We start from the raw sequence: 25,155 nt of genomic DNA on the forward strand, positions 1-25,155 counted from the left end.
ACAAAGCTGTTGCTATACTGTCTGAGGTTGTTTGACGTAGCACTGTGGACATGCCCAGGCATCGCCCTGACGCTCTTCTCAGGCGGGAGATTCCTCCCCGCAACTCAGACAGACCCAGCGCTTCCAAAGCGCCCTTGGGATTCCAAGGCCAGATAGCTCAGTGGTAGAGCGCGGCCCTGAAAAGGCCGGCGTCGGCGGTTCGATCCCGTCTCTGGCCACCATTTAGAATCAGTAGTTTACAGGAAACAGTCAACGGCCTCCGCAATTCGGAGGCTTTTCTTATTTCTTCTAGGGTATTTTCAGCTCTTTATAAGTGGAAACAATGATGGCCGCAAAAATGTTCGGCCTACCGGGGGCGAGGTCGATTTCCTTGAAAATCATTCATCCAGAATCTATTTGACTTGTGGCTTTTGTGAGTTCGTTTCATCAAGCGCTGCGCGAAGTCCCTGCGCCAACTCAATGGCATCGTCGTTAGCCCAAAAATGCATGAAATAAAGGTGCGGCTGATCGTTGAGCATGTGATTGTGCACGGCCTCGACTTCAATCCCATGCGTCCGCAAAGCCCGGATTACCGGATTGACTTCACTTGCGAGCAGAACAAAATCTCCTGAGATCGCCGCTTTGCCTCCACCAGTAGGTTGAAAGTTGATGGCGGTGGCAGTACCCATCGCCGGGGGAACCTCCATGCCACTGTCGGTTATCTTCTCCACGCGCGAAACGGAGAACTGTAGAATGCCTCCGTTTACTTTGCCGGCATAACCGAGAGCTTGTTCGACCTCCTTGGTATTGAGATCGATCGCTTGTTGCGCGGCGGCTGGCGTAGCGGTTGTTGTGGGTGGCGGAGTCTTGGTCAGAGCAATTGCAGAGGCGAGCGAACGCGCCAATGCAACAGGATCGCCATGTCCTTCAATATGCATGTAGATCACGCGCGGCGATTCGCCCAGCAGGTGATTGTGAATTGAGGTCTGCTCGATTCCTTGCTGCTGGAGCTTCAACATGACGGGTTCGATTTCTTCGTCCGTCAAGACGAGGTCGCCCATCACCATCGCCTCATTCCCCATTTTCTTGAAGGCTACCCAGGAGCCCAACGCTAGTCCAGGGGCTACGGTCACACCGTCTTTCACAACCTTCATGTCTCTGCGTGGCAGAGCGAACTTATAAACATCCCCCGGCTGCATCTGGCCGGATCGGCCCAGCACAGCCTCTACCGGTTTCCAGGTTGCAGTGGAATCGTCTTGTGCTGTAGCGAAAGTCCAGTTACATGCGAGCAAACATAAGCTGGCAAAGCATACTATTTGTCTTTTCATTGGACCCTCCGTTTCTATGCGATCGAGTGATAGAGCCCTTCGATCAGGTCCATCCCTCGGCGTAACAGTTCGTCATCGGGGATGCCCTGCTTGGCCCATCCATTCAGAATCTGGTTGATGGTAATGCCCTCGCTGCGACCGAACTTCTCATCGTCGAGGTCGGCATCGTGGATAGCCTGCCCGATCAGTCGCACTTTCTTGTCCGTGAGACCGAAGCGCGCACAAAGAGTTTCAAACGTGCAATTCTCGCCTTCATGACCAAAGCCACCGGCCTGATACATATCGAACGGAACGGCTTCAGGATGAGCTGTTGGATTGTTGTCAAAGAGGAAGGAGGCCTTGGTATCAACGAATCGCCTTATAAGCCAGGCAGAGGAGACACGATCGATTCCTGGCCGTGGACGTGTGATCCAGGCACGGTTTTGATATTCCATCTTGGATACCCTGCCTTTCGCAGGCCGCTCCTGCGCGGTCAGGGGATGTTCTGCCTTGTAGAGGGCTTCTCCAGCTTTTGCCTTGAGCGGACTTTCGAAAAAGTCAATCTCTACAATCTCTTCAAATTGTCGTTTCAGTCGAGCCAACTGCGTCGAGAATCCCTGCGTGGAAGGTTTGAGTTGTTGAACCTCCCGGATGAGCGCGATGTAGTCGGGTTTGCGCTCTTCGCGGAACTTCTCCTTGAGCACCTCGGATGGAAGGTCATCGATTGCCAGGACCTGAAGCACAGAGGCTTCTCCCTTGAATCCGCGTATCGCCGTAGCCAGCCACTCAAGCCGCTCCTGATTCGCTGGCGTATTTGGCAACACGTAGCCGGAATTGCGCAGTGCGAGCGTCCCGTATTTCTGGAGCTTTCGCCATACCCGCACCCTCTCGCTGGTTCTCTTTGAGGGCAGGCTGAAGATCAGCAGCAGCCAGGGCACGGTCTCTCGACGTGATGTAATATTCATTACGTGTAAATGTTACAGTATTTGCGTGGAGTTTGAAACTATGCACCAGCGCGCAAAGGCGATCCGATACAGTTGCGCAGGAGCGCTTCTTTCGGTCGTGTTCGTTGGAACAACGTCGGTGATAGCTGCACAAGCCAGCGTCACGAAGACGTCACCCAACTCTGGTGGTGCGGTGACCATGACGGAGGTGGTTCAGTCTGCCCTACGCGAGTATCCGTTAATCCACGTCACACAGGAAGAGCTCAACGCATCTGCGGCCAACATCCGCCTTGCGCGAACAGCTTACCTTCCACGCGCGGATGGGCTGGTGCAGGTCAACCGTGCGACCCGCAATAACGTTTTCGGAACCCTGCTTCCACAGAGCACTCTCCCTTCCATGTCCGGCCCCGTAATTGGCACCAACAATGGTGGGTCCGTTTGGGGCAGTGCGACCGGGATGCTGGTCAGTTGGCAACCCTTTGATTTTGGGCTGCGCCACGCCAATGTAGAGGCAGCTCGCGCAGCCAGAGACAAGGCGTACGCAACTTCGCAGCGGAGTCAACTTGAAGTAGCGACGGCATCAGCCGATTCCTTTCTGACTTTGGTTGCAGCAGGACAGACAAAGAAGGCGGCTGCAGCGGCGGTAGACAATTGGGATGTCCTGCTGCGAAGCATCCATGCGCTGGCCTCCGCCCAGCTACGGCCGGGTGCTGACGAATCGCGTATCGAGGCAGAACGTGCGATCGCCAGAACTCAGCTTGTCTATGCCGAGCAAGCCGTAGAGTCAGAAAGGGCCACGTTGGCGAAGTTTCTGCCTCGTTCGCTCAACGCTGGAACCACTCTCGATGCCAGTCGATTATTGGAAGAGTTACCTCCGCCCGGAGAGGAAGAGATACCGTTCCAAAGTACAAATCATCCTGTAATGGAAGAGCAGAGGGCGACGGTAGCCCAGTCTGCCGCGCAGCTTCATGCGACGGAACGTAGTTGGGTGCCACAATTTGACATAGAGGCTGCGGGGTATGCACGCGGTACAGGCGCTGAGACCACAGGACAACGTCTCGCTGGAGCAAACGGGCTGGCGCCTAACGTGCAAAACTACGCTGCCGGAGTGAACATCACATTTCCGTTCATGGACTTCGCCAGTATCCACGCTCGCGAGGCTGCTCAGTCGGCAACGCTCCGGGCAAACCAAGCAAATGAGCAACTGGCGGACAAGCTCTTGCGGGAGCAGTTCGCAAGAGCCAAGGCCGCCTTGCACGCGGCGCGAGAGGTTGCGGCGAATACACCCATTGAAGTGAGGTCGGCCCATATAGCCTTCGATCAGGCGAAGGCTCGTTATCAGGCCGGCCTTGTGCCGATCGATGATCTAGCGCAGGCACAGCGGCTTGTTGTCCAGGCCGAGATCGATGACTCTATCGCGCGTCTGAACGTGTGGCGTGCTCTTCTTCAGATTGGAGCGGTTCGCGGCGACATTCAACCGTTCCTGCAGGCTGTCACCAAGTGAGTCTTAGGTCAAGGAAACGATGCGCCTTGTTCTAGCAGCTTTAACCCGCCCGCTTGCTGTCATCGTCGCGTTGATCGCGATCCTGGCTGGATTCATCATGTCTCTGGGTCGAATGCGCACGGATATCTTCCCGGAGGTGGGCAATCCCGTCATCTATGTAGCGCAGCCGTACGGCGGCATGACTCCGGCACAAATGGAAGGCTTCCTCACTTATTACTACGAATACCATTTCCTCTACATTACGGGTATTCAGTCGGTCGATAGCAAGAGCGTTCAAGGGGCCGCACTGATGAAGCTGACCTTCCGCGAAGGAAGCAACATGCAGCAGGCCATGGCGGAGACAGTCGGCTACGTCACGCGTGCGCGGGCCTTCATGCCTCCCGGCACGGTGCCTCCGTTCATCACCCGTTTCGATCCTGGGAGCGTAGCCGTAGGCTTACTGCTCTTTACAAGTTCGACACATACCCAGGGCGAACTACAGAACTACGCCCTCAATCAGGTGAGGCCGCTATTTGCGACTTTGCCAGGAGTCTCCGCACCTCCACCTTTCGGCGGCAATCAAAGGACCATCGTCGTCACGCTTGACCCTGACAAGCTGAAACAGTACCGCATCTCCCCTGAGCAGGCCATCTCCGCCGTGAGTAGCGGCTCGGTCGTAGCGCCATCCGGCAATCTATATGACGGCTCCCTCAATCGCATCGTACGCACCAACGCAACGCTTGGGCCGGAGCTGGGCGACCTGATGAATACACCGGTCCATCCCGGATCGGGCACTAGCGTCTATCTTCGGGATATTGGGTCGGTAGAGAACGGAACCGACATTGTGACGGCTTACGCCCATGTCGATGGCCGGCGCACTGTCTATATACCAGTAACCAAGCGTGCGGATGCTTCCACGATCGCCGTCATCAGTGCTGTGAAGGCAGCTTTACCCGTATTCAAGAAGGCGATCCCCGAGGATGTGGATGTACAGCTAGCCTTTGATCAGTCTAGATATGTGTCGAACGCTATCAGCGGCCTCGTCCGGGAAGCGCTTCTAGGCGCTGTCCTGACGGGACTCGTCGTACTGCTTTTTCTCCGGGACTGGCGAGGCGCACTTATTGTGGTTGCGAACATCCCTTTCGCTCTCGCAACTGCGGTACTTCTTCTCTGGGCGACAGGGCAGACCATCAATATTATGACCTTGGGCGGTTTGGCGCTGGCTGTCGGCGTCCTCGTCGATGAAGCTACGGTAGAGATTGAGAACATCCACACTCAACTCTTACCTGGAATATCCCGCGCCAGAGCCGTCCTTGAAGCCTGCAAACGGACGGTGATTGCACGTCTGCTCTCCATGTTGTGCGTGCTTGCCGTTTTTGTTCCCTCCTTCTTCATGAGTGGGGTCGGACGGCAACTGTTTGTTCCGCTTTCACTCGCAGTTGGCTTCGCGATGATCGCCTCCTATTTGCTCTCCAGCTCCCTGGTTCCCGTCTTCGCCACGTGGATGATGAAGGAGTCGCATCGCCGAGAGGAGATGGAAGGAGCCTTCGGTCGGCTAAGGGCCCGCTACGAGCGGCTGCTAGAGATTGTTCTCAGACGTAGATGGTCCGTCATCCTCGGCTACTTCGCTATCTCGGCAATCATCCTTCTTCTTGTTGCGCCACGGCTGGGAACTGAGATATTCCCAGACTCCAACGGTCCGGTACTGCGGATGCGCCTCAAGGCTCCCATCGGAACGCGCATCGAAGAGACCGAGCCGATGGTGTTGCACGCACTCGATCTCATCGGCAAAACCATAGGCAAGCAGTATGTTGAGATTACGTCCGACTATGTTGGCGTGCAGCCATCAAGCTACCCGGTAAACCTAATTCACCTTTTCACCAGCGGGCCAGAAGAAGCGCTGGTGCAGGTGCAGCTTCGACCTGGACATCCAGATGATGAACGCCTACGCGAAGAGCTGCGAGCCGCCTTTAGCAAAGATCTGCCGAATCTGAAGCTCTCGTTCGAAGCAGGTGACATCATCTCGCAGGTGATGAGCTTCGGTTCGCCAACTCCGGTGCAGATCGACGTGCAGGGAGTCGACCTCGATCAGAACTACGCCTATCTCGCCAAGATAGAGACGGAACTTCGCAAGCTGAGCTTTCTGCGCGATATCTCAGTGGTGCAGTCGCAGAAGTATCCGACGGTCGATATAAATATCGACCGTCAGTATGCGGGGCAGTTTGGCCTCACCATGGCTGATATCACCGCCTCCATGGTTCCTGCGACAGGCTCTTCACGCTTCATTGCTCCAAACTACTGGCGCGATCCCCGCACAGGTAACGCGTTCCAGATTCAGGTGCAGATCCCACCGAACCGTGCGCAAGGTCTCCCAGCTTTGTCATCTCTTCCGTTGATGCGCGATGGCCTGTCACAACCTCAGCTCGATCAGGTCGCAAGCCTGCGGTACAGCACCATGCCGGAGATGATCGAGCGTCTGAGCGGCCAGCGCGTCGTGAGCCTGACAGCCAATCTGCACGGCATAACGCTAGGTGAGGCACAGAAGAAGATTCAGGCTGCGCTCAAGAACATCGCGGCGCCTCCCAAGGGTTCTACGGTAACGGTTCGGGGGGAAATTCCCGCTCTTGACGAGACTATATCGGGCTTGCAAATAGGCCTTCTACTCGCGATCGCATCCATCTTTCTCCTTCTCATGGCGAACTTTCAGTCGCTACGACTGCCACTGGCCATCTTGAGCACGATACCGGGCGTGCTCTGTGGCGTGGTGCTGATGCTGCTTCTTACCGGAACTACGCTTAACATCCAGTCGTTTATGGGAGCGATTATGGCGGCAGGAATCTCGGTTGCTAATTCCATCCTTCTGGTGAGCTTTGCTGAGCAGGCTCGGCATGAAGAAGGTGCAGAGGCTGCCGCACGCACGGGCGCGATTGGTCGCCTTCGCGCGATTCTGATGACTGCCACGGCCATGGTCTGTGGCATGATTCCGATGGCCATCGGTTTCGGAGAAGGTGGAGCGCAAGCCGCGCCTCTTGGTCGCGCCGTGATCGGCGGCCTCATCTTCTCGACTTTCACGACTCTGGCGGTCCTGCCGGCAATCTACGCCCTTCTGCAGCGACGCGCCTCTGTCACTTCAAATTCACTGAACCCACTGGATCCCGCGAGCCGCTATTATGTACAGCCGTAAGACAGTTGCCCTCCTGACCTTCGCCTTCTGCCTGCCAGCTATCGCGCAGACTCCTGCCCACGTAGAGTTTGCGACGGTAGAAGGCCGCAATCCATCACGAACCATCTCTCTACCTGCGGAACTTGCACCCTTTCTGCAGGCCGATATCGAGGCCCGCGTCCCCGGCTATATCGAGCGCGTGCTAGTGGATCGCGGCAGTAATGTGCGGCGTGGCCAATTGCTGGTCGAGCTCTCCGCACCCGAACTAAAGGCCCAGACTGCAGCCGCCGAGTCGACTCTTCATCAGGCAGAAGCCGATCAAAGCCAGGCGGAGGCTCAGGCAGCAGCTGTCGAGAGCACCTTTGTCCGGCTACAGGAAGCGTCGAAGACGCCTGGAGCAATCGCGGGCAACGAACTTGTTCAGACAGAGAAGCAACTCGATGCAGCACGATCGGGCGTCGAGAGCAGAAAGGCGGCCACACGGGCAGCCCAGGAGAGATTCCGTGCGACCCAGGAGACAGAGGCTTATCTCCGCGTCGCGGCGCCTTTCGACGGTACTATCACGGACCGGTTTGTTCATCCGGGGATGCTGGTTCAAGCAAATGCCCATATGCCTTTGCTCAAACTCCAGCAGACTGGGCATCTTCGTCTGACCGTTCCAGTGCCGGAGACCTACGTGGGCCATGTGGTACGTGGTGTATCCGTTAGCTTCCACATTGCAGCGCAACCGGGCAAGACATATACAGCGAAGATCGCTAGGGTCTCCAGCGCTCTAGATCCTCAGAGCCGGACGATGATGGTGGAGCTCGACGCCTACAACAAGGACGGCACTTTGGCTCCTGGCATGTATCCATCCGTCGATTGGCCTGTTAGTTCAGCCGAGCCGCTCCTGCTGGTGCCATCGACGAGTGTCGTCTCAACAACGGAACGCACCTTCGTGATCACTTCAGTCAATGGACATGCGCATTGGGTCGACGTTCGCAAGGGTGCGGCTTTTGGGGAACAAGTCGCGATCCGTGGAAATGTCAAACAAGGCGAAAAGGTTCTAAAGCGTGCGTCCGATGAGATTCGAGAGGGAGCGCCATTGCTTTGAAGTCTTCCTGATCGGAGGTAAACGAACATGCGATTGCGCGCTAACCATTGAGGATGACATGATTACAGCGACGACTTGGTTTGTGCTACCCACCGGCCCACGCCTGCATCACGCCTTTGGACTTCCACCGAGCATCACGAACGCCACGAGTGCCGAATTGCCCTCCATGCCGCACCACAGCTAAGACATGCGACTTTGCCGAGCCCACCTGACGCGAGCATGCAGGGCCTCTACTGCTCTACGCTCGCGAAGAGGACCGAGAATCTCAATGAGGCCTCATCTCCGAATATCAAATCGACGGGCTCAGGCTGGAAACATGCTTCGGGATGTTCCTTACAGTTGAAGATGCCTTGATTTGTAATCTGCATCACAATATTGCTCTCATTTGTGACTTGCATCCCACTGCGCGGGCTCTATGTCACATCAGATAGTGCACTGAATCACAGAGCGTCGAGTATTCATTCCTGTATCAATGGGGGATAGGTCTGCTTGCTGACTGGCCGTTCGTGAGGTGTTACGTTGTCGCTCAAAAAGATTGCTTTCCACATCTGGCCGCTTATTTTCCTGGCCATAGCATTGTGGCCACATTCACCACAGGCCGTATATGCGAATCAACGAAAGAACCTGAGCGAAGCACATCCGAGTGGCTCCACAGGTGCGGCAAACACGCGAGTGGGAGCCGAGGTCTGCTCCACGTGTCACACCGATCAGGCAAACGACTTTCGCCACGCATTTCATGCTCAGCAGGGCCTGACGTGCGAGGACTGTCACGGTGCGGGCGGTCTTCACGTGGAGGGCGGTGGCGATACTTCGAAGATCATTAGTTTCTCGAAGATGAAGGCTCGCGAAGCGAACGCGGCCTGTCTTAATTGCCACGCAAAGAGCGAACACACGCAGAACTGGCTTGCTGGAGCCCACGCGCGGAACGGTGTACGATGCTCCGACTGCCACCAGATGCACGCGGAGGCACGAAGCAAAGATGCTGCCTACCGCTTCAAGCTGGGCACGCTTACCCCGCAGAAGTCAGCAAGCCCCGAGAACCTGGTGGGCGAGAGCAGGCGCTCTACCGAGAGCCTCGCGGATTCCAACGAGACTTGTCTGCGTTGCCATCAAGCAGAGCGGGCACAAATGAACCAGCCCTATCATCATCCGCTGCGCGAAGGTAAGGTTGGCTGCAAGGATTGCCACAATCCACATGGTGGGCCTGGTGGAACCAATTTGCGTACTTCAACTCCGAACGAGCTTTGCCTCAAGTGTCACGCGCAGTATCGCGGACCATTTGCCTATCAGCACGCTCCAGTGACGGAGAACTGTCTCACCTGCCATTCACCGCATGGCTCGCCGAATGCGGGAATGGTGAACGTCAGCCTGCCCGCACTGTGCCTCCAGTGCCACAATGCGCATGACAACATGGGCGCCGCGCCAACACTCGACCGCTGCACCAACTGCCACAGTTCCATTCACGGAACCGATGTTGCCTCGAAGACAGGAGGAAGCTACTTTCTAGATGCTTCCCCTTATGGCGCGCCAATCCTGCCTTCTCAGAGTTCCCTTACGGTGCCCAGCCAGGCTACCAGGTCCCATGCAACGGCGTTGCCGGCGATGGCAGCCAGCATCACTGGACTGGCTACCATCGTGCCGGAGATTTATGGCATAAGGGCGCACAGCCAGCATGCGGGTGCGATGCCCGGAGCTGAGTCAGTTGCCACCGCAACTCATGATTCGGCCATATCCACCGCAACTTCGTATCGCATCCTGAGTTCCACGGGATTCCGCGGCCGAGTTGGAGAGTACGACAGCCTGGAAGAATATGCGGGTGCGGACTTCAAGCAAGCCTCTGTCTTCTTGAACAAGCACACCGCCTTAACATCACATGCAAAGATCATCAGCTCGGATGACTACAACATCGGCGCTGAACTCACTGCATCGAACCGTGCGCAAGTACGCTTCAATACACGAGGCCTGGTACAGCAGCAGGACACGCGCCGCCTGCAGCAACTCATCAATACCTACCCCTTTCCTGACCCGGCAGGAATCCACATCATCGATGGAATCCCTGAAGGCTCCGTCTATGGCATCAAGCGTCGTTTGGGCGACGTATCCGGCCGACTCAAACTGCCGAAGCAATATCTTGAGTTGTTTGTCAATGGCAACTGGCAAGCCCGTGTGGGCACTACGCAGCTGCACTATTTCGATCAGAACGCGGCGGGGCCCTATAACTCGGGCTGTATCGTGTGCCACTGGAGTTCGCAGTATCAGCCGGTCAACCAGACAACGCGAGGCGTGTCTGGCGGGGCACGCTTGAATCTCAAGCAAGCTTCGGTTACCTGGCAGCATGGCTACAGCAGCTTTAATGACCGGATGCAGTTTCCGGTGGGCAGCTTTGGCGCAATGGATACGACTGGCCTGAGCGTGCCGGACACATCCCCCGTCGCGGATGGGAACTACTACATTCAGATTCCTTCGCCGAACAGCAGTTCGTCCGACTCCGTGAATGCCAACTGGAGCATCGCCCATAACCTGTCTGCGAATGGCGACGTGTCGTACGTGCGCTTTCTGGACCGCTATCTGAAGCACAAGTCGAACTCCGTCAATGCGAACGCAACCGTCAGCTGGCTGCCCAACGCACGCATAGGCGTGATCGCCGACTATCACGAACAAAGCTTCGTCAACGACTTTGTGCCGTACTTTTCATTGTTCGGGAATGTGTCGCATCACAAACATTGGGAAGGAATCAAGACGACCCTGGATCTGACGCAACATTTGAATGCGGACCTGTACTACAAACATAGCGGCATTACACGGTCCAACGCTGCAAAGTGGCCGCAAGCCTACTCCATCGACAATACCGACTGGATGCTGGTAGTTCCCGTGACCACGGACAACACAGGCGGATTGGCGCTGCGCTACAACAGAGCGATGCTGGGTACGCGCGTTGGCTACGAGTACACGAACACACATCAGCCCGGCTATATTGTTACGCCGGGAAGTGAAAGCCGCGTGTTTCTGCGCAACACGTTCACGCCCACGAGATTCCTGACACTGACCAATGACTTCAACGCCAGGGTTCAGAATGCATTCCCCTCTGCGGGGCACTACACATCGCTGGCTCCCTTCCCCGGCGATACGACCGTGGCGAGCGAGAGCATTCTCCGCCAGAGGAGAGACCGCTTCTACAATGAGACCCTCTCTCTTGCGGTGCCTCTTGAGCAACACGGTAATGTGTCTGTCGGCTACTCCTATCAGCAGAACAAGCTCAAGACGTTCATGGACTTTAATGAATATCAGTTCCTGAACATGGATTACCTGCTACGCGAGCCTCTGGTGCCATACAACCAACTGAGCCAAACCTACTGGGGACAGGTCACCACGACGTTCCTGCAGCATCGGCTCGGGGTTGACGGCAAAGTAACCTATAACTCGGCGCGCAGCCATATGAGTCCGGATGTCAATCCGAATCACGCAGTGAAGTTTGGCAATGGCTCTCTGATTCAGCAAGGCTATTGCGATGACTCCGCATGGGGAGGAAATTACTACGTACCTGGCACGAATTCGTGCTTCAGCCAGAATAACATCCTGCTTGCGCTGCAAGAAGCCACTGTTTCAAGCACAAAGATCTCGGCAGTGAATGTGCCGCAGTGGATTGGTCACGGGAAGGTATTTTATCGGCTGCCGCTAAATTTCAGTGCTGGGCTGGACGTCGACTACGGCAGCTATCGTGACTATTGGAACCCCGAGCTAAACGGTGATCTACGTTCGTTTACGCTATACGTTGGGCGCTCCTGGTAGCCGAGCCTCAACCATGCAACATAAGTGGTTCAGGCTGAATGCTAAGTAGTTTGCCTGAACCACGGTGGGCTTAACTTCCAGATGTGCGGCTATGCGAACGTTGCATATTCGATTGGGTTTGCACCGATGAATGACACGAATTCGTAGGTCCTTACAGTCTTCAGCTTTTCTGTGTGGACTTATAACCTGTTCATCATGCACATATCACACTATTCTGCGCTGGTGAGCATGCTAGTGGCAGTGCCTTCGGCGATCAAGGTTTTCAACTGGTCCCTAACTATGCAGAAAGGTTCGATCTCTTGCATTGCGACAATGACCAGCAGTGATCACGACAATATCTGCCGCAGCTATGCGCTCTATAAACGGCTCATTGTCAGGCCGCCATCCAGTGTAAGAACGGACCCGGTGGCATAAGGCAAATCTCCTCTGGCAAGCATGGCGGCGGCCGTGCCTACATCTTCCGGAGTTCCCCAACGCTTTTCAAGCAGCAGCCCGTCCTCGATAAGCGCATCATATTTCGCCTTGGCTCCTTCGGTCATATCCGTGGCAATGAGACCTGGCCGGAGCTCGAAGACGCTGATGTTGTACTCTGCCAGACGAGTCGCCCAGAGGCGCGTTGCCATAGCGACGCCGGCCTTTGAGATACAGTAGTCTCCTCGATTCGTACTCACCACTGCCGCAGAGATAGAGCAGATATTCAGGACGCATCCAGCAAACCCTTCGTCCGTTTTGCGCTGAGAGATCATCCGGCGCGCAACATCTCGCGTAAGGAAGTATGGTCCCTTCAGATTTACCGACATAATTTCATCGAAGCTATCCTCGTCAGCATCCAGAATGTCTGCGCGAACCCGCGGAGCGATACCGGCATTGTTGACCAGGACATCCAGCCTGCCGAAGGTGGTATCTATTTCGGTCAGCAGATGCTCACGAGCGGACGAATCTGCAACATCTGAGGTGATATATCGCGCTGCCACACCGAAGCGCTCGAGTTCGGACATTGCGGCAGCGACGGACTCCATCGGCCTGCGTCCAGTGATGAGGAGGTCAAAGCCGCTCTTCGCAAGTTCCATTGCGATGCCAAGTCCGATTCCACGTGAGCCCCCCGTAACGAGCGCAACTCTTCGCTGTGCCATAACTCTGCTTTGCTCCTATTTCCGGTCCAGCTGAAAGAAGGTGTAGTAGTCTCCCTCTGCGAGGCGATGCAGCAGCAGGGCAAGCTCCAGCAGATGGTAGTCACCCCACATGCTCGATTCTCCGCAGGGTATGGATCGACCGGGCGGAATGTAATCCCAGCCATTCGGACGATGGTAGACGCTGTGAAGCAAGATGCCTTCATGTTGAGGATTGGTTGAGAGGTAAGGCTCGTTCAGCAAGGTCTTCGCAACATTGAGACCTGCGGCGGTGTATTGCTCGCCTGCTTTACCGAGATAATGCCCGAGGCGCAACAGGCCTTGCGCGGCAATCGCGCTTGCGGTGGAGTCGACTGGCTCGAATGCGTTCAACGGATCGGCCGGGCGGCTTTGCCAGCTTTCAAGATGATGCAGTCCCGGCGCTCCTGTATCCCAATAGCAGATGCCATCGCTACAGGCGGCCTGATGAATGTAGAAGTCGCAGGTTGCACGAGCTACTTTTTCAAAAAGACCAAGGACTGCCGTTTTGGCAGGCACACCGCTGTCCCCGAAGTGATGAGCCGGCAGCAATGCGAGTAACTCCAACTCTTCCGCGTACCCAAGCATTGCCCAACCCAGACCTCGAGTCCAGGTTGAGAATGGCGAATATCCCTGTTGCGAGGATGGTGCACGATAGACTCCATTCGCAGTATTGAAGAGAGTCTCGTGGGTTGTGCGTCCACGGAGTTCGGGTTTATCGTACGCGTCGCGTCCTTCACCCCAAAAAATGTTGTATCGCGCGGTGGTTGCTGCGTGGGTACAAACGCGCTCAAGCAGATTAATGCGCTGCTCCTGCTCCGCGAGCAACGTGTGCCCCAGGACATGCGCCGCAACACAAACCCGCAGCGTACGGATGGTGTCGATGAAGAGGGATTGCGGGCCATTAAAGGAGTGAATAAATCCGCTACCATCCGCGAGCCTCGTCCAGCGGGATGCCTGCACTGCGCCGCTCACCTTGATTGCAAGATCAAGGTATTGCATCTTCCACGGATCATATTCGATTCGGTTTTCCAGTATCAACCGTCGAAGCTGGCCGTAAGTGGACATCGTGTTGAAACCGTGGTCGTGAACACCGGTATGAGTAAGATGCTCCGTCATGTGGTCGCGCGTGTGTTCCAGCCCCACACGCAACAGTTCAGGGTCATCGACAACATCGAAGGCGAGAAGCGCGTTCCCATACTGGAAGCCTTGAGTCCATTGCGTCCAGCCACGCATGGTGTACCTGCCATCCACAGTGAACACAGGCGCACCATCTACAGGTTGCCAACGCCGATCGAGTCGCAGAGTCTTTTCTGCAGCAATCGAGAAGGTGCGCGCTACGGCGCCTTGCAGGTCTGCTGGGGTCACGGCTTCGATTCGCATCTCTGTTCCTTTTGCTACACAAGCTTTTCAAATCGGTCCCGCATCGTGCGCACGACCTCATCGCCCGGTGTATCCCATATCTTCTGGTTCAGTATCTCGACCTCGATGGGTCCGTTGTATCCTGCGGCATCCACTGCCAACCGCAGGCTGCGGATATCGATTACACCATCTCCTATCATTCCGCGGCATTTCAAAATATCTGGAGTGGGCACCAGCCAATCCGACACATGAAAGCCAACGATGCGGCCGGCACAGCGTTGAATAAGCGCAAATACGCGAGGATCCCACCAGATGTGGATGACATCGAGAACCACACCTGCCACGGAAGCGGGGTAGAGCTCTGCAATGTCCAGCGCCTGGTCAATGGTGTTCACCACCGAGCGATCGCCCGCGAACATAGGATGAAGCGGTTCCACACCGAGGCAGACACCAAGCTTCTCCGCGTAAGAAGCGATAGCTGCAATTCCGTCTTTGACCATCTCTCGTGCATCCGCAAGCTTTACACGCGGATCTGCGCCTGTAACCAGAACCAGGCAATCTGCCTTCAGTTCCGCAGCTTCTTCGATCGCCCGCAGATTGTCCTGAATGCGCTTGCGCCATTCGGTAATAGTGGGCGCCGGAAACATTCCGCCGCGACACACACTAGAGACGTGCAGGCCTGCATCTTGAACAAGGCGAGCGGCCTTCTCTAGTCCCGTTTCCGCCAGGCGATGCCGCCACAAGGCAACCGAGGGTATGCCGTAGCGTACGCAAGCTGCCACAGTCTGCTCGACGGTCCAGCGCTCGGTCGTAATTTGATTGAGACTGATTCTCTTTTGGTCTGCCATAGCGTTGCTCAAACAAATACGGAGTTGTCCATCGTGGCGACAGTGCCGACGAGAGGCTTGAAGTCCATAAACGGTATCAGGTCGCGCTCGATGGTCATTCCCGGAGCAATCTCGATGAGGCGCACTCCTTCGGCTTCCAGGCGGAAGACCGCGCGCTCCGTAATGTAGAGCACCTCCTGACCATGGCGCTTGGCATACTCAGCGGCAAAGGTGATGCGCCCGACGCGGTTCACTAGTTTGTGGATGCTGCCAGGCTTCACAATACGCAGCATGCCATCCTCCCAGGCTATCTTGCTTCCCTGCGCGTCGAATGTTCCGCAGAAAACCACTTTCTTTGCGTTCTGAGCGATCTCCATAAATCCGCCTGGGCCAATGAGGCTGCCACCAAGATGAGATACGTTTACGTTTCCTGCTGCATCCATTTCCCCCATGCCAAGGAAAGTGATATCAATACCGCCGCCACTGTAGTAATCGAACTGCTCGGCTGAGGAGATAAGGACTTCTGCGTTTCGTGCCGCCCCGAAGAGCCTGTCATCAAGCATCCTGCCATTGTGGACACCTTGCTCCACACTGAGCCATAGCTGATTCGAAAGACATTGCTCCGCGATGACGCCGAAGATGCCGCCCGGGATGCCGAAGCCGAAGTTGAGCGATGCGCCGGGGCGCAACTCCATAGCAGCTCGCCGCGCGATGATGCGACGGTCAAGCTTAGTAGGTATCTCTGCCGCGATGGTGCCGAGATGCGCACGCTTTGATCCAGCAATCGTAGGATCGTAGTCGAGCCCATAAAATTGCTGCTGCTGGCTGTCTTCAACAATTGCATCGGTCATGATGCCTGGAATTCGAATACTGCGGGGATGAAGCGTTCCCGGCTCCACAATTTGCCGGACTTGCGCCAATACTTTGCCTCCGCTGTTTCGAGCAGCCAGCGCAATCGTCTGCACATCCAGATCAAGCGCTTCCTCTTCGGTCGAAATGTTTCCCCGCGTATCAGCGTAGGTGCCGCGAACGATCGCAACATCCACGCGAAAGGGCTTATACCGAAGCACCTCCTGCCCGTCAATCTCCAGCAGTTCGACAACTTCACCCTGACTTATCCGATTACAGCGTCCGCCATCTTGACGCGGGTCAATGAAGGTACCGAGTCCAGAGTGGGTAAACAATCCTGGCCTTCCTGCGCCAATCTCTCGAAGTAGATGTTGAACGACGCCGCCTGGTAAGCAGTAGGCTTCGATCTTTTCGTCCCGGATCATCTCCTGGATGCGAATCGACCATGTGAAATGCGATGCGATAACCTTGCGGATAAGTCCTTCGTGAGCAAAACGGTTCGTTCCCATTTCGCCGCGGTCTCCCAAGCCCAGTGAATGAACCAGGGTCAGGTTTCGAGGATGACCGGTCTCAAGAAAGCTGCGCTCTATGGCCGCGAAGATCGCCTCAGCCGAGGTCATTCCTGCGCCGTTGCCGCTGATCGCCACCGTGTCGCCATCGTTGATGAGTGCTGCGGCTGCCTCGGCGCTTACTTGCTTATTGAAACTCATAACGGTCGTCCTTATTAATGATTTTGGAAAGAGGGTTTGCGTTTCTCGAGGAAAGCAAGTACACCCTCCTTGCAGTCCTCGGTACCGGCTACCCGTGCAACGGATGAGGCATGCAAGTGGCGGAGATCCGCATGCATGGACGACAGCACACTCTTCGTCACCGCCATGGCAATGGGTGCATTCGTCAGTAGCGTCGCTAAGAGTATTTCCAAATGCTCGTCGAGTCCTTCGGTTGTCTCTGCTACATCGGTGACAAGACCCCACGCAAGAGCATCGGAGGCTGTTACCAACGAACCTGTAAGCGTCATCTGCCGCGCTCGCCCAACGCCAATCAACTCCGCCAGGCTGCGGATACCGTGCCAACCGGCGATCATGCCGAGAGTTACCTCGGGTGTTCCGAACTTTGCAGGAGCCGCAGCAATGCGGAAATCAGCAGTAAGTGCCAGCTCAAGTCCGCCGCCAAGCGTATGTCCCTGAAGGAGAGCGATCACCGGCTGAGGCAGTTGCGCTATCCTTTCAAACACTTCAATTCCAGGCAGGATCCATTTCTGGGCCATATCATCCGGCGAGAGACTTCCCCACTCAGCGATATCGCCTCCAGTACAAAAGAAGCGCCCATTCGCCCGAAGCACAACCGCACGAACCGCGGAATCCGCTGCTATCTCATCAACGATTCGGCCGAGCTCATCCAGCATTGGCCGCGTTAGAGCGTTGCCTTTTTCCGGGCGATTGAGTGTTATCTCCGCCCAGGTCTTTCCGTGGCTTTCTTTGCGTGAATACAAAATTTCAGGAATCATGAAGGCCTTTATCTCTCGAGCAGCTACAGGACATTTGTATAGTTAGAATCGCGGCATGATTAACCCGCCATCGACGGTAACAACCTGACCAACGGTGTAGCGGAGCTGGCCTTTCGCCATACTCACCACGGTCGAAGCAACATCCTCAGGCGTTCCCCAGCGCTCTGCAGGAACCAGGTGATCTCGAATCAGAGCATCGTACTTCCCTTTGACCGGACGAGTCATATCCGTGGCAATGATTCCGGGTCTCACCTCGTAGACGCCAATGCCAGCATTGGCTAACCGCACACCAAACAACTTTGTCGCCATCGATGCGCCTATCTTGGATATGCAGTATTCGCCGCGCAGGATGGACACTGCTTCCGCGTTACTAGAGGTGATATTGATGATGCTGCGATGGCACTCCTGCGGAGGCTGATGCAGCATACGCTTGGCAGCCGCCTGTGTAAGGAAAAACACGGCCCGCGTGTTTACTCGTATGGAGTCGTCAAAGCTCTCGGGGGAAACTTCCAGCAGGTCTCCACGCTGGCGTGGGGCAATGCCCGCATTGTTTACCAGGCAATCCAATCGGCCCCATTGTTGCAACACGGTTTCGATCATCGCGGAATGCCGGGTAAGATCACCAACGTCACATGGAAAGTACGCGCAATCCGCACCAATGGCATCAAACTCACATTTGATAGCCGTATAGAGATTGAGGTTCTCCGGCACATCCCGGTCATTGAGGAGAACGTTAAACCCCGCCTGCGCCAATCCAAGCGCACAAGCTCGACCAATGCCTCTAAGGCCACCTGTAACGATTGCCGCTGATCGTAAACTGGCGTCTTTCGGCATAACATCCCCTCCCTTGAATCAGAATGGAGGCAATAATAACCAACCGGTTGGTTGATATGCAAGCGATTCCTTGAACAAATCCAAAATCAGCACGGGAATGATAGCGCCGCTTACGGCCTAATCCACCGGCTGATCAGGTCTTTCATTCCTTCAAGACGTTTCGCTAAATGTCTTGGAGACGTTAGGTCCCGCTCAAATACGGTCGAGAGCGTATGACGATTCATAAGGTAGAAGAACCCCAATGCAGAGATGTTGATGCTTAGCTGCATCGGCTCCAGATCCGGGCGGATCCTCTTCTCCTTTTTTCCCCTTGCAATAAGGGATTCCATCAAGACCATGTGGCTCTTATTGATAGAGCGAGTGTTTGGCGACCCTTTCAAGTGGCGTGCTTCCAGCTGATTTTCGCTATTCAGCAGGCGGATGAAATCAGGATTAGCTAAATAGTATTTCCAGGTGAATTCAACCAGCGAGAGCACTGCTTCATCTGCATGCAGTCCTGAAAGGTCAAGCGCTGCCTCTTGCTCCCGAATGCTGCGGTAGGCCTGCTCCAATACAGCAGTGAAGAGCTTGTCCTTGTTGCCGAAGTGGTGATAGATGAGCTGTTTGTTGATCTTGGCTGCTTTGGCGATTTCGTCAACGCGAGCCCCATCGAACCCACTCTTTGCAAACAGCTTGGTTGCCGCACGCAGGATGCGTTCCTTGCTATCTTCGGCATTACGAGTTCGAGTCGTGCGCGGCTGTCTCATTCTATATTTGTACGTTGTAGGAATCATTTTGTGTAGACTGTGCCTTCCGCGCAACCTGGCATGGTCGAACCTCGATGAAGCAACTAGAAAGAAAGCTATCTTTCATCCGATTGTTTTTCGAATCGTCCGTAGCGTAACGCCAGCGTCGGTAGCACGAGCAGGTTGAGTGCAGTTGAGGTCACGAGTCCCCCAAGAATTACGATGGCCAGCGGCCCCTCGATCTCCTGTCCCGGCGCGCTGCTTCCGATTGCCAATGGAAGCAACCCGAGCGCGGCCACCAACGCAGTCATCAGAATGGGGGCAAGCCGCTCCGACGCACCGCGAATTGCTGCGGGATATCCCCATTCCATGCCTTCAACGCCGACCAGATGCTCGTAGTGGGAGATCAACATGATGGAGTTACGAAGCGTGATTCCGAAGAGCGTCACGAATCCGACCATTGCGCCGAGAGAGAGCACGCCTCCTTGTGCAAATACCGCAAGGACTCCGCCGACCAGCGCAAATGGAAGATTGACGAGTACGAGGAGAAGATTCCGCCGATTCGCCAGCACGATAGACAAGAGCAGCACGATGCCCAGGGAAGCCAATGCAGAGTGAACTAGGAGGTCTCGAAGCGATTGCTCCTGAGCCTCGGCCGTGCCGCCAAATTGGATGTAGTTTCCGGGAGCAAGCGCGACCTTCGCAGCAATCTGCTGCTGAGCTTTCTTGACGAACGCATCGACGTTGTTGCCAGCCACGTTGAGGGTAATGGTCTGAACACGACGGGCGCCATCATGCAGAATCACATACCGTCCAGACGTCTCATAAACATTTGCCAGCTGCCCGAGCGGGACATAGACGCCTTCTGAATTCTTGATCGGCAAAACAGAGAGAGAATCCATGCGAGTCCGCGCATTCGGCGGCAGAATCACCGTTACAGGAAAGACGCGATTCCCCTCATAGATGTCAGCAACCTTTTCCCCTTCGTATGCCGTGTGGACATCGTTAAGCACGCTGACCGGATCGAAGCCCCAGTGCAAAAGCTCCGGCGTGCGCAGCGCGACGGCAACCTCCGGCGTCCCAGGTGGAGACTGCATCTGCACCTCGACTGCTCCGGGAATGCTACCGAGCACGCGCGCCACCTGCTGCGCTTCGAGATCCAACTTATCAAGATCGGGGCCGTAGATGTTTACAACCACTGACGCGGTATAGCCCGACAGTGTTTCCTGAATGCGCTCGGTCAAGAAAGTCATCAAGGAAAAGGAAAGCCCTGAAAACTGCGCCAGAGTCTTGCGAATCTCTCCCTGCGCGGCCTCTTCCTCTTCTCCGCCCATCGGCTTCAGGTCGATCTCGAGTTCGCTGTAGTGCGGTCCCCATGTGTCGTCCGACAATTCCGCGCGACCGACCCGTTGAGCCACTGTTCTTACAGCAGGCAGTTTTAAAAGTGCAGCAGAAACCTCGCGGCCAATTCGCAACGACTCTTCGAGAGAAGTGCCCGGCACTGCCTGCATATGCAGGATGTAGTGACCTTCGTGTAATTCGGGAAGAAAGCTTGTACTAAAGAAAGGCAAAGCCGCGATGCCGCAAACCGTGGCTATCGCCATACCGCCAATCACCAGCCTGGGCACACGTTCTATCCGTTCGAGCAGAGAAACATAACGTGCCTTCAGCCAATGCACGAAGGGAGGCTCGTCCTTGCGAGGGGGGCGATCGCCAAAGATCAACATAGATAGCGCAGGAGTCAGCGTGAGCGCAACTACAAGCGACGCCAGTATCGACAGGATGTAGGCGACGCCGAGAGGGGCGAAGAGCCTTCCTGCAATTCCTGAAAGCGTCAAAATGGGCGTAAAGATGAGCGCCACAGCAAAGGTGGCATAGACCACTGCGCTTCTGACTTCGATGGAGGCGTCGAGCACGACATGAAAGGATGACCGTGGGCGTTCCCGAGCAGCGTTCTCGCGCAATCTACGAAGGATATTCTCGACGTCGATCACCGCGTCATCTACGACTTCACCGATCGCGATGGCAAGGCCACCCAGCGTCATCGTGTTGAGCGTGAACCCCATCCGATCCATGACGGCTACGGCCGCGAGCAACGACAGCGGAATAGCGGTGCAGGATATGGCTGCAGTGCGAATGTCGAAGAGGAATAAGAAGAGGACGACAATGACAAGGATAGCTCCGAGCAGAAGAGAGCTTCGAATATTATGAATTGCAGTAGTAATGAAGTTTGCCGGCCTGAAGAGATCCGGCCGCATATCAATTCCTTCCTGTCGAAGCACAGGTGTCACTTCCTGAAGAGCCTTCTCGACCTGGCTGGTGACGTCCAGGGTGTTGGTCCCATACTGCGCGGAAACTACCAGGACTACTCCTGTCTTCCCTTCTACCGAAGCCGCACCAAACGGCGGCGCCGCACCTTCCCTTACGTCAGCCACCTGCCCGAGGGTGACATTGGCTCCGTTCTGCCGCACAAGCACAGTGGAGGCGATCTGTTCTGGAGTTATTGATTGTCCTTCGGATTGCAGGATGAGCCGCTGATTGCTGTTCTCGATGAATCCAGCGCCCTGTATACCCGTGGCTTTCTGCGCCGCAGCAACGACATCGTTGAGCGATAGATTGAACTGCACCAGCTTTTCCGGATGGAACTGAACCTGTATCTGTCTGGCCTCTCCGCCGAAAACGTTGACGCTGGCCACGCCGGGAACAGCGAGCAGACGGGGCCGGAGAGTCCAGTCGGCGGCCGTCCGCAGCTGCATAAGCGACTGCTTGCCGGACGTAAGCCCCAGCACAAGAACACTGCTTGTCGAGGATGTCAGCGGCGTCATGATGGGTGGTTGGACACCTGAAGGCAACTGTCCTGCCAGCGTCGAAAGACGCTCCGCTACAAGCTGGCGCTCGAGATAAATGTCTTTCCCTGTCTGGAAGACCACGTTGATAATGGACAGCCCCTGAATAGAGCTTGAGCGAAGAGACTCAATGCCAGTCACGCCGTTGATTGCGTTTTCAATCGGCTGGGTCACCAATAGTTCCACTTGCTCGGGCGAGAGCCCCGGAGCCTCGGTTTGAATGGAAACGCGTGGGGGTGCAAATTCCGGGAAGACCACATATTTCGCCTGTGTCAGCGTATAAACGCCATATCCCAGTGACGCCAGAGACAGAGCAAGAATGACCCCGCGAAATCGAAGCGAAAAGCGAACAATGGCATTCAACATGCGATCAGTCCTGGTCTTGCTGAATCTGGGAACGGAATTCTTCCGAAAGAAGCGTCTGTGCACCGACGATGACTACACGCGCGTCGCGATCCATCCCTTCGGTCACGAACCATCCATTGACTACCGGGTTCGAGGTAGCGATGGCTTTGCGCGTAAACTTGCCCGGTGATTCCTCGACATAGCACCATGCCTTGCCCTGCCACCACACAACCGCGCTGCTGGGGACAAGCCACCCATCCTGCTCTGGACCGGACGGTAAAAAGACAACAAGGTTGATTCCCGGAATGAGGGCCGGTCGTGCAGCGATGCTATATAGCAAGCTTGGTGCTTGCAGCCGCGGATCGAGTTGGGGAAGTATCGAGATCAGGTGCGCCGATCCGTGTGTTCCATCCGCGTATTGCACCGTCGCTTGTTGTGGAGCGGCGAAGCTTCCGGAGGTTGTACTGATCACCTGCAGCAACAACATGCGCTGCATCAGCAACTCGTCCAACTTCGAGGAGCCGTGTTCCAGCCAGTTTGCTAGAATCGGCCCCCAATGCAGCCGGGTAGAGTTTTTAACGATGGCCAGGGATTGCTCTGCATTCCTGGCCACTGCAGCATCATTCTCTGAAGTTGCACGTGCCGCTTCGACAGCCTTATCCGAAGCATTTTTGCCATCCTGATTCAGTTGTCGCAGGCGCTCATATTCGGTCAGTGATGCCTGCGCCATCGCCCGCGCCTTGGCAAGATCCGTGGAAGCACTGTTGTAGCTCGCCTTGAGGTCGAGCAGTGGCTGGAGTTGGAGAACGATACCGGTAGCCTGCACTTCCGCGCTTTGCCGGTTGCGGAGAAGTGTGGCGGTGACAATGCCATTTCTCTTTTGTGCAGATTCGTCGAAGGTGAGGACCGTCTCTCCATTCTGAGATGCAACTCGCGATGGCGCCTTCATCGGAGCTTCGGTTTCAGCCTCTGCCGACTGCTCCTTCTGCCTCGAACGAAATCCCCAGATCAGCCCGCCAGCAAGAATGATGACGGCAGCAACAGCAACGATGATGCGCAGCATGGATTTCATCCTGTAAACCTTTCAGCTAGCGTGGTGCGCTCGTGGGAAGTGAGGGCGTGCTTGTGGGATCAATGGGCCTCTGCAACGCATCTTCCAATAGCCCTATAGAAAGCTGTGCCTTATGCAGCGCGTCAAGGTGAGCACGCTCCGCGGCGGCGGTTTGCACTTCGGCGGCAATCGCAGTGAATTGTTCTGTTTCTCCCGACCGCAACATGCGTTCCGCTGCCCGTTGCTGCTCTTCAAGCTGAGCGACCGAGCGTGAGGCTTCCTGTAGCGTGGCGAACGCGGCGGCATACTGGGCAAGAGCCTTGTCGCTCTCCGCAAGAACAATGCTCTGTATCGAAAGGAAGTATGCGCCCGCAGCCTTGCGCTGAGCTTCCGCTTCAGCAATTGGGCCTTCGTTGTGATTGCGCAGAGGCAGCACAGCCGACAAATTCAGAGCAATAGCATGGATGCCTTGCTGGTAGCTGTATCCCGGGCCGAGATTGATGTCTGGATACTGCCGTGCAACCTCCAACTGCAGGCTGGATTGTGCAGCTTCGTATTGCTCAAGGGCGCGTCGTACATCCAGGCGATTGAGTACGGCGGCTTCGCGAACTGCCTGCGACGAAAGCGATGCTGGAGCTGGGGGCGCATCGATCCCTGGCCACTGCAGCGATTTCGTCGCCAAGGCCGAGTCAGGGATTCCAATGGACGCCGCGAGCGCTGTGTGGCTTACATTCATCTGCCCTTCAGCCGCACGAAGCGCCTGACGAAGTGTCGTCAGGTCGATACGCGCAGCGGTCACCTCTGGTAAAGCTATTTCCCCAGCATGAAAGCGGCGTTCGATCTGGTCTGCATATTTGCCCTGTAGCGATACCTGTCTCCGCAACTGAGCAGACGCTTGCACTGCAAACAGGTAGTCCACAAATGCTGACCGAACCCGGCTGCGCACTGTCCACGCGGTTTCAGCTAATTGGAGACGACTGGCCCGGCTCAGGTGAGTTGCATTCGCAATGCGATAACCGCGTTTTCCGGCAGTCTCAATCGGCAGATCAAAGTTGAAGGCCATGATGAAGGGCGACGTCGGATCGGACTCGTAGCCTGGGCCAGCACTCACGAGTGGATTGGGCTTCATCGCAGCAGTTCGAATCGCCGCTTCTGCAGAAGCCACGTTCGCACGGGCAACATCAAGATCCGGGTTGAAGTAATACGCAGCGAGCGTGAGCGCATTCAGGTCCCAGTTCTCTAGCGGCCATGAGGAAGGCTGGAAATCCGCGCTCTGCCGCATCCAGAGACGCAGGTCAGGATCGTCAAGACTGCGGCTATAGAGACTCTGGGCCAGAGCCGGAGGCGAGATGGGCGCTGCATGGTAGGAATATCTGGCGCAGCCCGCACCAAGTCCAAGGGGCAGAAGCAAAAGCGCTGCGATATGTTTCATAAAAACTCCTGAGAGCCAGGTTCGAAAGCGCGCGAACAGACAACCGTCCGCGAAGGAACTGGAATCAGTATCAGGAGAACGAGACTAGATGCGGAGGGAGACCACGTCTGGAGGCGACGAGAGGAGGATGCGTTCAACGTCAAATGTCTGGTATCGACGCCAAAAGCCATTGGTCAATTCCAGCGAGCCATGGGATAGCAGTTCAAAGAACAACAAGCAAAAGCCAAGTAGGCGGATGGCCAGCATGGTACCGAGACACAGTGCCAGCAATCCGCTGCACATCATAAGTAGAAATTCTGGATCAATGGGAAAAGGTTTCGGGTCGTGTATATCGAAGGCCTCATAGATTAACGCGCCAACCATGACCAGGAGGATGGCAACGGCAACCAGGGCGACGATATACCTTCGCGACATAGCGCAATTGTACATCGATGGTTTCTGCTGACGTCGCGGCATAGCTGGGGAATATGA

Annotated in this window: 17 protein-coding genes and 1 tRNA gene; 5 read left to right on the forward strand and 13 right to left on the reverse strand. The window is 55.8% G+C overall.

Annotated elements, in window-relative coordinates; all coding sequences use genetic code 11:
- The first annotated feature begins 146 nt into the window (after positions 1-146).
- Positions 147-221 (forward strand) — tRNA-Phe (locus tag VM554_09000).
- Between the two features lie 171 nt (positions 222-392).
- On the opposite strand, the gene VM554_09005 is transcribed toward VM554_09000, so the two are convergent.
- Complete coding sequence (locus tag VM554_09005; GenBank protein HVJ08510.1) at positions 393-1,307, reverse strand: DUF1259 domain-containing protein; 915 nt, start codon at positions 1,305-1,307, stop codon at positions 393-395.
- A 14-nt stretch (positions 1,308-1,321) separates the two neighbouring features.
- Complete coding sequence (locus VM554_09010) at positions 1,322-2,251, reverse strand: chromate resistance protein ChrB domain-containing protein (protein HVJ08511.1); 930 nt, start codon at positions 2,249-2,251, stop codon at positions 1,322-1,324.
- Between the two features lie 118 nt (positions 2,252-2,369).
- On the opposite strand from VM554_09010, the gene VM554_09015 reads away from it, so the two are divergent.
- From VM554_09015 to VM554_09030, 4 genes are all read left to right on the forward strand, one after another.
- The gene (locus tag VM554_09015) at positions 2,370-3,734 is read left to right on the forward strand and encodes a TolC family protein (GenBank protein ID HVJ08512.1); all 1,365 of its coding nucleotides are present in this window, start codon (positions 2,370-2,372) and stop codon (positions 3,732-3,734) included.
- 19 nt (positions 3,735-3,753) lie between these two features.
- Complete coding sequence (locus tag VM554_09020) at positions 3,754-6,897, forward strand: efflux RND transporter permease subunit (GenBank protein ID HVJ08513.1); 3,144 nt, start codon at positions 3,754-3,756, stop codon at positions 6,895-6,897.
- Positions 6,884-7,969, forward strand: coding sequence for an efflux RND transporter periplasmic adaptor subunit (locus VM554_09025; GenBank protein HVJ08514.1), 1,086 nt, complete (start codon positions 6,884-6,886; stop codon positions 7,967-7,969). The genes VM554_09020 and VM554_09025 overlap by 14 nt, the downstream gene beginning before the upstream one ends.
- Before the next feature lie 519 nt (positions 7,970-8,488).
- Positions 8,489-11,758 carry a DmsE family decaheme c-type cytochrome gene (locus VM554_09030; protein ID HVJ08515.1) on the forward strand — a complete coding sequence of 1,090 codons (3,270 nt, stop codon included), beginning with the start codon at positions 8,489-8,491 and terminating at the stop codon, positions 11,756-11,758.
- Between the two features lie 356 nt (positions 11,759-12,114).
- Here the strand turns inward: VM554_09030 and VM554_09035 are convergent, their stop codons facing one another.
- From VM554_09035 to VM554_09085, 11 genes are all read right to left on the reverse strand, one after another.
- On the reverse strand, positions 12,115-12,891 hold the full coding sequence (locus VM554_09035; protein ID HVJ08516.1) for a 3-ketoacyl-ACP reductase: 777 nt from the start codon (positions 12,889-12,891) through the stop codon (positions 12,115-12,117).
- A gap of 15 nt (positions 12,892-12,906) precedes the next feature.
- Positions 12,907-14,289, reverse strand: coding sequence for a hypothetical protein (locus VM554_09040; GenBank protein HVJ08517.1), 1,383 nt, complete (start codon positions 14,287-14,289; stop codon positions 12,907-12,909).
- 14 nt (positions 14,290-14,303) lie between these two features.
- The gene (locus tag VM554_09045; GenBank protein ID HVJ08518.1) at positions 14,304-15,116 is read right to left on the reverse strand and encodes a sugar phosphate isomerase/epimerase family protein; all 813 of its coding nucleotides are present in this window, start codon (positions 15,114-15,116) and stop codon (positions 14,304-14,306) included.
- Between the two features lie 8 nt (positions 15,117-15,124).
- Positions 15,125-16,654: a CoA-transferase gene (locus VM554_09050; GenBank protein HVJ08519.1), complete on the reverse strand. Its 1,530-nt coding sequence runs from the start codon at positions 16,652-16,654 to the stop codon at positions 15,125-15,127.
- A 14-nt stretch (positions 16,655-16,668) separates the two neighbouring features.
- The gene (locus tag VM554_09055) at positions 16,669-17,451 is read right to left on the reverse strand and encodes an enoyl-CoA hydratase/isomerase family protein (protein HVJ08520.1); all 783 of its coding nucleotides are present in this window, start codon (positions 17,449-17,451) and stop codon (positions 16,669-16,671) included.
- A 42-nt stretch (positions 17,452-17,493) separates the two neighbouring features.
- Positions 17,494-18,285, reverse strand: a complete 792-nt coding sequence (locus VM554_09060) for a 3-ketoacyl-ACP reductase (protein HVJ08521.1) — start codon at positions 18,283-18,285, stop codon at positions 17,494-17,496.
- Positions 18,286-18,395: 110 nt separating this feature from the next.
- The gene (locus VM554_09065; GenBank protein HVJ08522.1) at positions 18,396-19,031 is read right to left on the reverse strand and encodes a TetR/AcrR family transcriptional regulator; all 636 of its coding nucleotides are present in this window, start codon (positions 19,029-19,031) and stop codon (positions 18,396-18,398) included.
- A gap of 95 nt (positions 19,032-19,126) precedes the next feature.
- Complete coding sequence (locus VM554_09070) at positions 19,127-22,222, reverse strand: efflux RND transporter permease subunit (protein HVJ08523.1); 3,096 nt, start codon at positions 22,220-22,222, stop codon at positions 19,127-19,129.
- A 4-nt stretch (positions 22,223-22,226) separates the two neighbouring features.
- Positions 22,227-23,264, reverse strand: a complete 1,038-nt coding sequence (locus VM554_09075) for a hypothetical protein (GenBank protein HVJ08524.1) — start codon at positions 23,262-23,264, stop codon at positions 22,227-22,229.
- Positions 23,265-23,289: 25 nt separating this feature from the next.
- Complete coding sequence (locus VM554_09080) at positions 23,290-24,684, reverse strand: TolC family protein (GenBank protein ID HVJ08525.1); 1,395 nt, start codon at positions 24,682-24,684, stop codon at positions 23,290-23,292.
- Between the two features lie 84 nt (positions 24,685-24,768).
- Complete coding sequence (locus VM554_09085) at positions 24,769-25,098, reverse strand: hypothetical protein (protein ID HVJ08526.1); 330 nt, start codon at positions 25,096-25,098, stop codon at positions 24,769-24,771.
- Between the last annotated feature and the right edge of the window lie 57 nt (positions 25,099-25,155).

Origin of the sequence: Acidisarcina sp. (genome assembly GCA_035539175.1) — a bacterium.
In the GTDB taxonomy this organism is placed as follows: Bacteria; Acidobacteriota; Terriglobia; order Terriglobales; family Acidobacteriaceae; genus JANXZS01.